Source organism: Actinoallomurus acaciae (genome assembly GCF_042429965.1).
Lineage (GTDB): Bacteria > Actinomycetota > Actinomycetes > Streptosporangiales > Streptosporangiaceae > Actinoallomurus > Actinoallomurus acaciae.
The window spans coordinates 1-13,402 of record NZ_JBHLZP010000403.1; the positions used below are offsets into that span (position 1 = coordinate 1).

The following is a 13,402-nucleotide window of genomic DNA, read 5'->3' on the forward strand; positions in this document are numbered from 1 at the left end:
CGCGCGTCACGCCGATGCCCGCCCCGCCGGCCCGCGGCGGCGAGCCGACGGAAGAGCGCAAGTCGCAGGCACCGGCGGACCCGCCCAAGGCGGAGGTGCCGAAGCCGACCGACCCCAAGCACGACCCCCCGGGCCCGGGCAAGTCCGACGATCCCGCACACGACTCCGGCGCGTCGACCGGATCCTCGGCGAGCGGATCGGCCGGTGGGCCGCCCGCCCAGCAACGCCCGAACTCGAATGAGGCCGTCGCGGGCCCTAAGGTGCCGCGGCCGGCGACCGAGCCGACCGCGGCGCGCCTGAACACCGACGCGTCCCGCCGCCGTCCCGTGGTCTTCGACGAGGACGACGACCTCGACGTGCCAGACTTCCTGAAATAGCCGCCGAAGAGATGACGGGCCGTTCTTTCCGGCCCGTCACGGCACCAGCGCACTGCCGTCGCACATCCCGCACGGACGATCGAATCCCGGTCGGCGTGGGGGTCATGGCATCAGCGCACCGCCGTTGCACACCCCGCACGGACGACCGAATCCCGGTCGATGTGGGGTCATGGCACCAGCGCACTGCCGCCGCACACCCCGCGCAGACGTCCGAACCCCGGTCGACGTGGGGGTCACGGCACCAGCGCACCGCCGTCGCACACCCCGCACAGACAACCGACCCCGGTCGGCGTGGGGGCGGACACGCCCCAGGTGTGCCCCTCCCAGGTGTGCCCCTCCCAGGTGTGCCCCTCCCTCCCGGGGGGCCATCCCACTTCCATTGTCCAGGATTGGAAGCGTCCGTGCAGGTGGGCGGCGTGATTGTGGATAACGTGACCGCGAGGGCGACCACCAGGCCCGTCGCAAGGTTTGATCATGGTGAGTCCGAACGACGCCGGTCGGTCCCGCGCTGCCGCCCCGGTCCACGGCGGCCCGCTCTACTGCCGGCCCGGACCACGGGTGCCTGGTCCGCGGGCGCCTGGTCCACGGACGCCCGGTCCACGGTGGCCCGCACGATGTCATCGCGGTCATCGCGGCCGGGCCCGCGCCGCAGTGCGGCTCCACGCGCAGACCCGGATGCCGGGGCCGCCGGCCCGGCGGGATACTCTGCCGCCGTCCCCACGCGGAGGGTCTGAAAAGGGATGAGCCGCATCGAAGAGCTGGCCGCGAACCTCGCCGTCGTACGCGAGCGCATCGCCAAGGCGTGCCACGCCGCCGGCCGTGCGCCGGATGAGATCACGCTCGTGGCCGTCACCAAGACCTTCCCCGCCTCCGACGTACGGCTCCTCGCCGACCTGGGCGTCACCGACGTCGCGGAGAACCGCGACCAGGAGGCGGCGGCCAAGGCGGCCGACTGCCGGGACCTGGACCTGACCTGGCATTTCGTCGGCCAGCTACAGACGAACAAGGCACGCTCCGTCGTCTCGTACGCCGACGTGATCCACTCGGTCGACCGGGTGCGCCTGGTGAACGCCCTGTCACGGGCGGCGGTCGCCGCCGGGCGTTCGCCGCGCTGCCTGATCCAGGTCTCCCTGGACGAGACCGACGCCGGTACGGCGGAGGGTGGCCGCGGCGGCGTACGGCCCGACGGGGTGCTCGCGCTCGCGGACGCCCTCGCCGCCGCCGAGGGGCTCGAACTCGGGGGCGTGATGGCGGTGGCTCCGCTCGGCGGCGACCCGGCCCCCGCATTCGCCCGGCTCGCGGAGATCTCCGATTCTCTACGCGCCGCCTATCCGGACGCCAAAACGGTATCGGCGGGCATGAGCGGTGATTTGGAGCACGCGATCGTGAGCGGCGCGACACACGTCCGGATTGGTACGGCGTTGCTCGGAGGCCGACGGGCAATCGTCAGGTAATGTCCCCACAGTGGACCTTGGCGTCCGTGTTCAAACGTAACGATCGACCAGTAGAAGCTTCCCGCAGGGATCTCTTGTCGGTGGACGACGGAGGGGGCGTATGGCCAGCGCGATGCGCAAGATGGCGGTCTACCTCGGCCTTGTGGAGGACGATCGCTACGATGATGACTACGACGAGTACGACATCTACGACGACGACGCCGCGGATCGTCGCCGGGTGGATCGTGCGGACGACGAGTCATCCCCTCAGCAGTCCACGGGAGTCGCGGACCAGGCCGAAGACGACCACAAGGCGTTCGTCTCGGAGCGCCGGACGCCTCTTGCCGAGTCGGCGGTGTCAGACCTCGCTCGTATCACTACGCTTCATCCCAGGACCTACAACGAGGCCCGCACGATCGGAGAGCACTTCCGGGAAGGGACCCCGGTGATCATGAATCTCACCGAGATGGTCGACAGTGACGCGAAGCGTCTCGTCGACTTCGCGGCTGGTCTCATATTCGGCCTGCACGGAAGCATCGAGCGTGTTACGAACAAGGTGTTCCTGTTGTCCCCAGCCAATGTCGAGGTGACTGCCGAAGACAAGGCCCGTATGGCAGAACGAGGGTTCTTCAATCAGAGCTGACAGCCACATGCGAGAGTGTCCGTGAACCTTGGAAGCTACCTGAGCATCCCGCTCTACCTGTTCCTGCTCTTCCTCATCGGCAGGCTGGTACTCGAGACGCTTCAGGCGTTCGCCCGGTCGTGGAGGCCTACCGGGGTGGTGCTGGTGTTGGCGGAGACCACTTACACGGTCACCGATCCACCCCTTAGACTGCTACGCCGTTTCATCCCGTCCGTTCGGCTGGGTAACGTTGCGTTCGACCTGAGCTTCACGGTCCTCTTCTTCATGGTCTGGTTCTTGATCATCGTCGTCCAGCCGCTCTGATCGGGTACCGTCCGTTCGGGGACAGACTCCAAGCGCGCCAAGGAGACCAGATGCCGCTGACACCCGCGGATGTGCGGAACAAGCAGTTCAGTACCACCCGGCTTCGGCCGGGCTACGACGAAGAGGAGGTCGACGCTTTCCTCGACGAGGTCGAGGCTGAGCTCGACCGGCTCATCCAGGAGAACGAGGAGCTGCGGGCCAAGCTCGCCGAGTGCCTTCGTGGCAAGGTTCCGGCGATGGCCGCTCCCATCGTCGAGCCCAAGCCTGAGATGACCCATATGCCCGAGCCGCCCAAGCCTCCGGAGCCCAAGCCGGAGCCGGAGCCGATGCTGGGCAGCCTCGGCATCCCCCCGGTCGCGCCGCCGCCGCAGCCGCCCGCCCCGGTGAGCAGCCCGGGCGAGGACAACATGGACACGGCCGCCCGCGTCCTCGCGCTCGCGCAGCAGACCGCCGACCAGGCGATCGCCGACGCCCGCCGCGAGGCCGACGAGACGCTGGGCCGCGCCCGCCGCGAGGCGGAGGAGATCCTCGGCAAGGCCCGCCGGCAGTCCGAGCAGATCGTCAGCGAGGCCCGCGCCCGCGCCGAGTCCCTCGAGCGCGACGCCCAGGACCGCCACCGCCAGGCGATGGGCTCCCTCGTACAGCAGCGCGAAGAGCTCGAGCGCATGGTCGACGACCTCAACGCCTTCGAGCGTGAATACCGCAGCCGCCTGAAGGCCTACCTCGAGGGTCAGCTGCGCGAGCTGGAGGCCGGAGCCAGCCACGGCGCCCCGTTCGGTGTCGGTCCGAGCGGTACGGGCCCGCAGCCCACGCAGCCCGCCGTGCCGCAGCACGCCGAGGTGCGCAACGGCCAGCCGTCGGTCGGACCGGCCAACACCGGCCAGAACCCCTTCCCGCAGCAGCAGCCCGAGCCTCAGCACGCCCAGCACGCCCAGCACGCCACGGGAGGTTTCCACACCGCCGACAACCCGCCGCACGACCGCCGCTGACCCCGCTGGCACTCACGAGAGGCGAATGTCCCGCCTCGAACGAAGTGGTAGCCGGTTGGAGGCGACCGAATCGGCCGAAGTTGCGCTAGCGTTGCTGCGCATCTCCGTACGACGGTCGGTTAGAGGGAGACCTGCGTGATCATCCTGAGTGGTGTGCTCGTCGTCCTGGCGATCGCCCTCCTAGTCACGGGCATCGTCACGGGCAACACGGGGCACGAGGTTGCAGGGCTTGACGGACTGAAGCTGATCTATGTCTCCATCGGGGTCAGCATCATCTCCGCCCTCTGCCTGGCCATCGGGGTGTTCCTGCGTCGCAAGGAGCTGTTCGGCAGCGCGGAGACGGAGTCGTCCGCCAAGAAGTCCGCGGCGCGGTCCAGAGCCGCCCGTACGACCAAGGCGAAGGCACGCGTGGGCGCGGGCGAGGAGACACCGGTCTCGGTGGCCCCGACGACCGCGATCGACGTACCCGCCGAGACGAGCGTCTTTGTGGTCCCCGGCCGTAAGCGCTACCACCTGGAGACCTGCCGCCAACTGGCGGGCCGCGACAAGGAGGAGCTCACCTACGTCGAGGCGCACGAGGAGGGCTTCACCCCCTGTACGGCCTGTCTCCCCGACACGGCACTGGCGGCACGAGCGGCGGTCACGGAGACCGAGCCCGCCGTCGAGACACCCGCGTCCCCTGAGGACGCCGGCACCACCGAGTCCCTGAAGACCGTGGCGGACACCGCCGAACTCACCCGCCCCAGGGACGATGACCCGGCATCGGTGACGCGCACGGATCTGCCCGTCACCCGGCTGGACGACGATGAGACCGCGCCCGCTGCCGAGTCCCCCGCGGCGGCCGAGCTCACCGAGACACCCGAGGGCGACACCCTCGACGAGGCCGAGGCACCGGCGGAGGTCGCCGAGACGCCGTCCGAGCCGGCCGCTGAACGACCGCAGGCGCGCAGCCGGTCGTTCTTCGAGCCGCTGGACCGGAGCGACGCCGCGACCACCGACGACACGACCACCGACGACACGACCGGTGACGCCGCGACCACTGATGCCGTGACCACGGGCGAGACGCCCGCCGAGGACGACGCGGCCCGCTCCGAGGAGCCCGCCGAGCCCGAGGACTCTGTCGCCGAGCCCGAGGCCGCCGAATCGGCGCCGTCGGAGCCAGAGCCGGAGCCCGCCGAGGAGCCGGACGCGGCCGAGGACTTTAAGACGGAGGAGCAGCCGCCCGAGACGGAGCACGAGCCGGCGGCAGAGGCCCAGGAGGACACGGATTCGGCCGAGACGGAGGTGGCCGAGACCGGCCAGTCCGCCGAGGAGCCCGAGGCCGACGAGGAGCCCGCCGAAGAACCGGCCGACACCGGCGATTCCGACACCGGCGACTCCGCGACCGACGCCGAGGACGACACCCCGGAGCCGGCCGCCGACGCCGAGCCCGATGCCGCCGAGCCCGCCGACGCGGACGTGACATCGGATGCCTCGCTCGTCCGCATCCTGAGCGGCACCAAGCGTTACCACCGCCCCAACTGCGCCCTCATCGAGGACATCGCGGAAGACGCCGATGATCTGGAGTCACTGACCCGCGCGGAGGCGAAGGACCGCGGCTGCACCCCCTGCCTGGTGTGCCAGCCCGACAAGGACTCTGCGGACGACTCTTACTGAGTTCGCCCACACCACAAAGGACCCGGCCCTGCCGGGTCCTTTCGTATACGCGAAACCACGGCCACGACACAGCACCGGATCGGCATGCCCGCGCGACCCGGTCACGAAGAAACGCTGCGCCCTTAGCGCCCGGGTGGTTCGGGCCGCAGGACCCAGGTGCGGGGGAGGGCCGTTTGGGAGCGGGCGACGTTGTTGGCGTCCGGGACGCGGCGCGTGGGTCGTGTACCGGGCCGGTGTGTGTTTGGTCGTACCGGGGCTCTATGCGCTGGGTCTTGGGGGCTCGGGCCGAAGTAGGGGCACTCGGGAGCGGGTGACATCGTTGGCGTTTACGGTGCGTGGGTGGCGGGACCGGTCCGGCGCCGGGCCGGTGTGCCGGTGTGTGCTCGGTCGCGCCGGGGCCCTACGTGCCGGGTCTCGGGGGTCGGGCCGAGGCGAGGGCCGCTCGGATGCGGGCGATGTCCTCGGTGTCCTTCGGGCGGCGTGGGCTGCCCGGTACCCAGATCGGCATCATCTGCTTGATCTCGATCTGCGCGCGAGGGGCGATGATCGGGGCGGAGAGACTCCCGATGCGGCCGGTGTGGGGCTCCAGCAGGTCCTGCGGCCAGGGTGCGCCCGCCCACGGGCCGCCTCCGACCACGACGCGGTCCGACTCGTCGCGGCGGAGCAGGTTGAAGCTCAGGTCCTCCCCGTCCTTGACCATGTCGATCTGCTGCTCCGGCGGTAGGCCCGCCACCCGCCGGTACCCCCGCCGGGTCAGCTCCGCGCTCAGACGCTCCGCGTCATCGGCCCAGGCGAACCAGTCGATGTCGCGGTGGTCCCGTGTCACCTCGCCGAGGAAGAGGTCCATCGCCCAGCCGCCCCGGAGCCACAGCGGGACGCCGCACTCCGCACTCGTCGTGAGCACTTCGGCGATCAGCCGAAGCTGCCGGTCGGTACGGAGGGTGTCCACGGCCGCGGACGCTAACGGCCCCCGCGGCCACCGGCAACCGGATATCGAGGCCCGCCGAAGAGAGCGCCGCACACCGAAGACAACTCCACGTTGGCTCTTCCTGCCTCGTACGCAATGATGCCCCTGTGGAGCTCTCAGAAAAGCCTTCCGAGCCTGACCCCTCACGTATGCGCGCCTCCGACTCCGACCGTGATCGGGTCGCCGAACAACTGCGTGAGGCACTGGCCGAGGGGCGTCTGACGGCCGAGGAGCACGCCGAACGCCTCGACGCGGTCTACCAGGCGAAGACGTACGCCGAGCTGGCGCCGATCGTGGAGGACCTGCCGGCGACCGGCGGTGTGCGCCTGCCGGAGACCGGACCGGCCGTCCGGGACGACCTGCCCCCGCCCCAGTCCGGCACGCCGAACATCGTCGCGATCTTCAGCGGTGCCGATCGCCGGGGACGCTGGCTGATCGAACCCCAGACCAACGTGGTCGCGGTGTTCGGCGGCGTCCAGCTCGACCTCCGGCAGGCGGTGCTGTCGCAGCGTGAGGTCACGATCAACATCGTCAACATCCTGGGCGGCGTGCAGCTCACCGTTCCGCCGGGCGTACGCGTGGTGAACTCGATCGCCGCGGTCCTCGGCGGCACGTCGCTGCCGCCGGATGACACGGTCGACGCGGACGCCCCGGTGGTCCGGCTCACCGGACTCAACCTGCTCGGCGGTGTGGACGTGAAGCGCCGGACCGCGGACGGCACCGACCTGTCCGGCAAGGCGGACCACCACACGCTCCACGACGAGCAGCGCCGCATCCACCGCGAGTTCCGCGAGAAACAGCGCGAGATCCACCGCGAGTTCCGCGACCAGCAGCGCGAGCTGCGCCGCCGCCGACGCGGCTAGGGCCTGTCTCGAAGTGGTTGGGTCGTGGGTTTTCCACAGCCGTGGGTGTGGTCTTTCTTTGGTGTGTGGGGTGGCTTGACAATGGAAGTGGGGTCGGCGCCCCCTGGGAGGGCGGGGAGTCTCCCGGACGGCGAGTCTCCCGGACGGCGGGACTTTGAAACACGCCCTAGGAGGCGAACGTGACGGGGGCGGGGCCGCGCCGGCGGCCCCGCCCTGAGCGTCAGGACGCCCTGCGCAGCCAGAAGGTCAGCCGCAGGCCGTCGTCCCGGTTCGCCGGCAGTTCCTCCTCCGGCTCGTCGTCGTGCCAGGCGTTCGCCAGGACCTCGCCCGCCACCTCGGCGCCGTGTTCGGTCAGCGCCTCGTCCAGGTCGGCGTCCGTGGTGCGCCACCACAGCTCGATCCGGTCGGTGATCTCCAGGCCGGCGTTCTTGCGGGCGTCCTGGACCAGGCGGATCACCTCGCGGGCGAGGCCGGCGCGGCGGAGTTCCGGCGTGACGGTCAGGTCCAGCCCGATCGTCTCCCCGGCGGCGCTCTCGACCGCCCAGCCGCTCAGCGGCCGCTCGGTGACGATCACGTCGGACGGGGCCAGTTCGACCTTGCCGACCTCGGCCGCCTCGACCGTCGCGGTGAGGGACTCGCGCAGCGCGTGGGTGAGGGCGGCGGGCTCGGCGGCCGTGATGGCCTGGGCGACCTGCGGCGTCTGCTTGCCGAACCGCTTGCCGAGCTCACGGAAGTTCGGCTTGACGACGTACTCGACGAGGTCGCGGCCGATGGAGGCCAGGGTGTCGAACCCCTGGACGTTCAGCTCGTCGGCGATCTGCGAGCGGAGCTCCGCGGGCAGCGGGTCCCAGCCCGGCGCGCCGACCAGGGCGCGGCCGAGCGGCTGGCGCGTACGGACGGCGGAGGAGGCCCGCGCCGCGCGGCCCAGTTCGACCAGCCGCCGTACGAGCGCCATCTGCTCGCTCAGGGACGGGTCGACCAGCGTCTCGTCCACCGTGGGCCAGCTCGCCAGGTGCACCGAGTCCGGAGCGTCGTCCCGCCGCAGGACGTCCCACACGTAGTCGGTCAGGAACGGGGCCATCGGTGCCATGAGCCGGGTCAGCGTCTCCAGGCATTCGTACAGGGTCGCGAAGGCGGCGGCGTTGGCCGGCCCGCCCTCCGGGCCCTCCCAGAACCGGCGGCGGGAACGGCGGACGTACCAGTTGGACAGGTCGTCGATGAACTCGGCGAGCCGCTTCCCGGCCGCCGTCGTGTCGAAGCCCTCCAGCGCCTGGTCGACCTCGCGTACGGTGCGGTGCAGTTCGGCGAGCACCCAGCGGTCCAGCAGCGGACGGTCCGCGGGCGCCGGCGCGGGCGTCTCGGTCGTCCAGTCCGAGGCGTTCGCGTAGAGGACGAAGAAGGAGACGGTGTTCCAGTACGTCAGGAGCACCTTGCGGACGATCTCCTCCAGCGCCGCGTCGCCGACCCGCCGGGCCGCCCACGGCTGGCCGGCCGCCGCCATGTACCAGCGCAGCGCGTCGGCGCCGTGCCTGTCCATGAGCGGGATCGGCTCCAGGACGTTGCCGAGGTGCTTGCTCATCTTGCGGCCGTCCTCGGCGAGGATGTGCCCGAGGCAGACGACGTTCTCATACGACGAGCGGTCGAAGACCAGCGTGCCGATCGCCATCAGGGAGTAGAACCAGCCGCGGGTCTGGTCGATCGCCTCGCAGACGTACTGCGCGGGATAGGACGCCTCGAACGTCTCCCGCTGCCGGTGCGGGGCGCCCCACTGGGCGAACGGCATCGAGCCGGAGTCGTACCACGCGTCGATGACGTCGGGTACGCGCCGGGCCTCCTCGCCGCACTCGGGGCAGGCGAAGGTGACGTCGTCGACGAACGGGCGGTGCGGGTCGAGCGTGCTCAGGTCCTCACCGGCCAGCTCGCCGAGCTCCTTCAGCGATCCCACGCACGTCACATGGTCCGCGTCGCAGAGCCACAGCGGCAGGGGAGTGCCCCAGTAGCGGCTGCGCGACAGCGACCAGTCGACGTTGTTGCGGAGCCACTCGCCGTACCGGCCTTCCTTGATCGTCTCGGGGAACCAGTTGGTGGCCTCGTTCTCCTCCAGCAGCCGGTCCTTGATCGCGGTCGTCCGGATGTACCAGGCGGGCAGCGCGTAGTACAGGAGCGGCGTGTGGCACCGCCAGCAGTGCGGGTAGCTGTGCTCGTAGTCCTCGGCGCGGAAGAGCCGGCCGCGTTCCCTCAGCTCCTCGACGAGGCGCGGGTTGGCGTCGCGGAAGAAGACGCCGCCCACGAGCGGCACGGCGAGGTCGAAGTGGCCGTCCGGCTTGATCGGGTTGACGACGGGCAGCCCGGCGGCGCGGCAGGCGTTGAAGTCGTCGGCGCCGAACGCGGGCGCCAGGTGCACCAGGCCGGTGCCGTCCTCGGTGGTGACGAAGTCGGCGGTCAGCACCCGGTGGGCGTCCGGCACCTCCACCAGGTCGAACGGGGGCCGGTAGGCGGTGCCGGCCAGCTCGGACCCGGAGTGGCGGGAGACGATGTGCCAGCCCTCGCCGAGGACGCGGGCGAACAGCGGCTCGGCGACGATCACGCGGCCGGGCTCGCCGGAGCGCGCCGCGACCACGTACGTCACGTCCGGGTGGACGGCCACGGCGGTGTTGGAGACGAGGGTCCAGGGCGTCGTGGTCCACACGAGCAGGTCGGTGCCCTCGAGCGGCCCCTCGGCGAGCGGGAGGCGCACGGTCACCGTCGGGTCGGTCACGGTCTCATAGCCGCCCGGCTGGCCGAGCTCGTGGTCGGACAGCGGCGTGCCGCAGCGCGGGCAGTACGGGCTGATGCGGTGGTCGCGGACCAGCAGGCCCTTGTCGAAGATGACCTTGAGCGACCACCAGACGGACTCGACGTACTCGGGGTCCATCGTGCGGTACGCCTGGGCGAGATCCACCCAGTAGCCCATGCGCTCGGTCATCGCCTCGAACGCGTCGACGTGGCGGAGCACCGACTCGCGGCACCGGGCGTTGAACTCGGCGACGCCGTACTCCTCGATGTCCTTCTTGCCGGACAGGCCCAGCTCGCGCTCGACGGCCACCTCGACCGGCAGGCCGTGGCAGTCCCAGCCGGCCTTGCGGCGGACGCTGAAGCCCTTCATGGTCTTGAACCGGGGGAACAGGTCCTTGAACACCCGCGCCTCGACGTGGTGCACGCCGGGCATGCCGTTGGCGGTCGGCGGGCCCTCGTAGAACACCCAGGGGTCTCCGGCGGCGGTCTGCTCGAGGGAACGCTCGAAGACCTTGCCCTCGCGCCAGCGCGTGAGCACCTCGCGCTCCAGCGCGGGCAGGTCGACCTGGTTGGGCAGAGCGCGCATCCGGCGCGCTCGCAGCTCTTCGGCCATGGGACTCCTCCGGCGACACGGAATGGACACGTGGACCGGAGGGACGAGGCACGTGGGCCCCGCGGTACCACCCTCCTTGGCCGCCCTGGATGGGAGCGACCCGCTCATTCATGCTCGGCGGCCGGATCTACTGGGTCGTGACGACCGTTCTGCCGGCGGCTACGGGGTGATCAGATCGCCGGGCACGCCCCCGGACTCACACCGTCTCCGGGTCGCTCATGGCTGCGTACGGCGGCAGGTGTCCCCATCAACGCCTTGCCGATAGCGACGATAACGCACGGGGGGTGATGAGTTCTTCCCGACCAGGCCCCGCGCCGTCCATGATCCCGGGCGCCCGGCGATGTCCGGGCCGGTGATCGGCGTAAAATCGGGGGTTTAGTAGGTGAACGACGGCGTCCGGACCGGCGTCCCACGTCAAGTTTGGGTAAGCCGCCGGTCTGTGTGGGCTTTGCTAACCGTGTGTATTAGGACATATGCGGCGTGTTATAAGACCTGGTCATTTGCCGTCTCGATGACGCGCGACCTATGCTTCCCGCACTGCCAGAGATGATCGGCGCAAGGGGGGCCCGACTATGGACGGCACTGCCGGCCCGAAGGATAGGAATCCCACGGCTGAGGCGCCTCGCGCGACACGCACCGGCACACGCCGCGCGTCCGCGACGGGACGGAAGATCTCCCCGGCGACCGCCAAGCGGTTGCCGGTCCGCCAGGGGGAAGGTCACTGGACGGCGGGCGAGCTCGCCGACGTACGTGACCGGCTGGAACTGGAGATGACGGCTCTGCGTTCGGAGATCGCCGCGGCCGAGTCGCAGATCGCCGAGCGGATGAACGATGTGACGGAGGGGGCCGGCGACGACCAGGCCGACGCGGGCGCCAAGACGTTCGAGCGTGAGCACGAGATGGCGCTCACCTACAACGCACGGGATCTGCTCGCCCAGAACGAGCGTGCGGTCGACCGGATCGGCCAGGGCACCTATGGTGTGTGCGAGTCCTGCGGACAGCCGATCGGGAAGGCGCGCCTGCAGGCCTTCCCGCGTGCGACCCTATGCGTGATATGCAAACAGAGAGAGGAGCGTCGCTGAGCGACGCCATGAACCCAGGGCAAGACGCCGGCGCCCGGCCGCGGCGTATCGGCGTGCTCGTCGCCATCGCGATCGCCACGCTCGCGCTCGACGCGATCAGCAAGGCGATCGTGGTGGCGACGCTGCCCGATCGGCCGCAGCCCATCGAGCTGGTCGGCGGGCTGCTGACCTTGCGGGTGATCCGCAACGGTGGTGCCGCCTTCAACATCGCGACCGGCCAGACGCTGGTGTTGACCGTGATCGCGGCCGGCGTGGTCGTGGCCATCCTTCGCTATGCGCGGCGGCTGCGCAGCCTGCCGTGGGCCGTCACGCTCGGCCTGCTGCTCGGCGGCGCGCTGGGCAACTTCGTCGACCGCCTGTTCCGTTCGCCCGGGGTGTTCCGCGGACACGTGGTCGACTGGATCGAGCTGCCGCACTGGCCGGTGTTCAACCTGGCCGACGCCTCGATCGTCTGCGGCGGTGTGCTGGCCGTCCTGCTCGCCTCACGGGGCCTGCAGGTGGACGGTACGGTGCAGCGCGACGACAAGTCCGGCAAGCCCGATGAGACCGCCGAGCCGGACGTGACCGCGGAGCCGGACGTGACCGCGGAGGCGCAGGACGTCCCGGTCGCTGGTGACGACCAGAGCGGCGGCGCCCGACCGGACGCCAAGCGCTGATGGCCGAGCATCGCAGTCTGCCCGTGCCCGACGGGCTGGAGGGCGAGCGCCTCGACGCGGCGCTCGCACGGTTGTTCGGGCTCTCGCGCACGCGCGCCGCCGAGGTGATCGCCGCCGGTGACGTGCTCGTCGACGGCCAGGCCGGCGCCAAGTCCGACCGCATGCAGGCGGGTTCGTGGCTCGAGGTCACCCTGCCCGCCCCGCCGGCCGCGCCGAAGCCGCGGCCCGAACCGGTGCCGGGCATGACGATTCTGTACGAGGACGCCGACATCGTGGTGGTGAACAAGCCGATCGGCGTCGCCGCCCACCCGACCCCCGGCTGGACGGGGCCCACCGTGCTGGAGGGGCTGCTCGGCTCCGGCCACACGATCGCGACCAGCGGCGCCGCCGAGCGCCAGGGCATCGTCCACCGCCTCGACGCCAACACCACCGGCGCGATGGTCGTGGCCAAGAGCGAGCTGGCCTACTCCGTGCTGAAGCGCGCCTTCAAGGAGCGCACGGTGGACAAGCGCTACCAGGCGCTCGTCCAGGGGCATCCGGATCCGCTGCGGGGCACGATCGACGCGCCCATCGACCGGCATCCCTCCGGTGACGGCCGGTTCGCCGTGGTCGCGGGCGGGCGGCCCTCGGTGACGCACTACGACACGATCGAGGCGTTCCGCGCGGTCAGCCTGCTCGACATCAAGCTCGAGACCGGCCGCACCCACCAGATCCGGGTGCACATGTCCGCCGTACGCCACCCGTGCGCGGGCGATTTCGCGTACGGCGCCGACCCGACGCTGGCGGCGCGGCTGGGGCTGCGGCGGCAGTGGCTGCACGCGGTGCGGCTGGGGTTCGATCATCCGACCGAGGGGCACTGGGTGGAGTTCGAGAGCCCCTACCCCGACGACCTGGCCCATGCGTTGGAGATCGCCGCCGACGAGACCTGACCGGCGCGGCGATCGCGCCGGGTTCGGCCCGCCCGGGCCCTGTGGCGTCGACCGCGCCCGGCGCGCGGTCGACGGCCACCCGGCGCTCTCGCCGAGGCCGGTCTGAGATCCGGGAA

Annotated in this window: 11 protein-coding genes and 1 pseudogene; 10 read left to right on the forward strand and 2 right to left on the reverse strand. The window is 70.9% G+C overall.

Annotated features, from left to right (window positions below; all coding sequences use genetic code 11):
- From ACFFNX_RS36225 to ACFFNX_RS36250, 6 genes and pseudogenes are all read left to right on the forward strand, one after another.
- Nucleotides 1–377, forward strand: a pseudogene (locus ACFFNX_RS36225) (hypothetical protein); the annotation flags it as partial.
- Nucleotides 378–1,117: 740 nt separating this feature from the next.
- Nucleotides 1,118–1,831, forward strand: a complete 714-nt coding sequence (locus ACFFNX_RS36230) for a YggS family pyridoxal phosphate-dependent enzyme (protein WP_378210515.1) — start codon at nucleotides 1,118–1,120, stop codon at nucleotides 1,829–1,831.
- Between the two features lie 100 nt (nucleotides 1,832–1,931).
- On the forward strand, nucleotides 1,932–2,453 hold the full coding sequence (locus ACFFNX_RS36235) for a cell division protein SepF (RefSeq protein ID WP_378210516.1): 522 nt from the start codon (nucleotides 1,932–1,934) through the stop codon (nucleotides 2,451–2,453).
- A gap of 21 nt (nucleotides 2,454–2,474) precedes the next feature.
- On the forward strand, nucleotides 2,475–2,756 hold the full coding sequence (locus tag ACFFNX_RS36240) for a YggT family protein (RefSeq protein ID WP_285566527.1): 282 nt from the start codon (nucleotides 2,475–2,477) through the stop codon (nucleotides 2,754–2,756).
- Between the two features lie 50 nt (nucleotides 2,757–2,806).
- Entirely contained in the window at nucleotides 2,807–3,745 is a 939-nt protein-coding gene (locus ACFFNX_RS36245) for a DivIVA domain-containing protein (protein ID WP_378210517.1), read from the forward strand.
- Between the two features lie 135 nt (nucleotides 3,746–3,880).
- Nucleotides 3,881–5,401 (forward strand): hypothetical protein, encoded by a 1,521-nt coding sequence (locus ACFFNX_RS36250; protein ID WP_378210518.1) that lies wholly within the window; start codon nucleotides 3,881–3,883, stop codon nucleotides 5,399–5,401.
- 400 nt (nucleotides 5,402–5,801) lie between these two features.
- Here ACFFNX_RS36250 and ACFFNX_RS36255 read toward each other — a convergent pair whose 3' ends face one another.
- Complete coding sequence (locus tag ACFFNX_RS36255) at nucleotides 5,802–6,350, reverse strand: nucleotidyltransferase domain-containing protein (RefSeq protein ID WP_378210519.1); 549 nt, start codon at nucleotides 6,348–6,350, stop codon at nucleotides 5,802–5,804.
- Between the two features lie 167 nt (nucleotides 6,351–6,517).
- Here ACFFNX_RS36255 and ACFFNX_RS36260 point away from each other — a divergent pair, with 167 nt between their 5' ends.
- On the forward strand, nucleotides 6,518–7,231 hold the full coding sequence (locus ACFFNX_RS36260) for a DUF1707 SHOCT-like domain-containing protein (RefSeq protein ID WP_378210520.1): 714 nt from the start codon (nucleotides 6,518–6,520) through the stop codon (nucleotides 7,229–7,231).
- Nucleotides 7,232–7,451: 220 nt separating this feature from the next.
- Here ACFFNX_RS36260 and ileS read toward each other — a convergent pair whose 3' ends face one another.
- Nucleotides 7,452–10,619 (reverse strand): isoleucine--tRNA ligase, encoded by a 3,168-nt coding sequence (gene ileS, locus ACFFNX_RS36265; protein ID WP_378210521.1) that lies wholly within the window; start codon nucleotides 10,617–10,619, stop codon nucleotides 7,452–7,454.
- 671 nt (nucleotides 10,620–11,290) lie between these two features.
- Between ileS and ACFFNX_RS36270 the strand changes: the two genes are divergently transcribed.
- Genes ACFFNX_RS36270 through ACFFNX_RS36280 form a run of 3 tightly spaced genes read left to right on the forward strand, consistent with a single transcriptional unit; the run spans nucleotide 11,291 to nucleotide 13,286 of the window.
- Nucleotides 11,291–11,701 carry a TraR/DksA family transcriptional regulator gene (locus tag ACFFNX_RS36270; protein WP_285567187.1) on the forward strand — a complete coding sequence of 137 codons (411 nt, stop codon included), beginning with the start codon at nucleotides 11,291–11,293 and terminating at the stop codon, nucleotides 11,699–11,701.
- A gap of 8 nt (nucleotides 11,702–11,709) precedes the next feature.
- Entirely contained in the window at nucleotides 11,710–12,357 is a 648-nt protein-coding gene (gene lspA / locus ACFFNX_RS36275) for a signal peptidase II (RefSeq protein ID WP_378210522.1), read from the forward strand.
- Nucleotides 12,357–13,286, forward strand: a complete 930-nt coding sequence (locus tag ACFFNX_RS36280; RefSeq protein ID WP_378210523.1) for an RluA family pseudouridine synthase — start codon at nucleotides 12,357–12,359, stop codon at nucleotides 13,284–13,286. Before lspA ends, ACFFNX_RS36280 begins: the two co-directional genes overlap by 1 nt.
- Nucleotides 13,287–13,402: the final 116 nt, after the last annotated feature.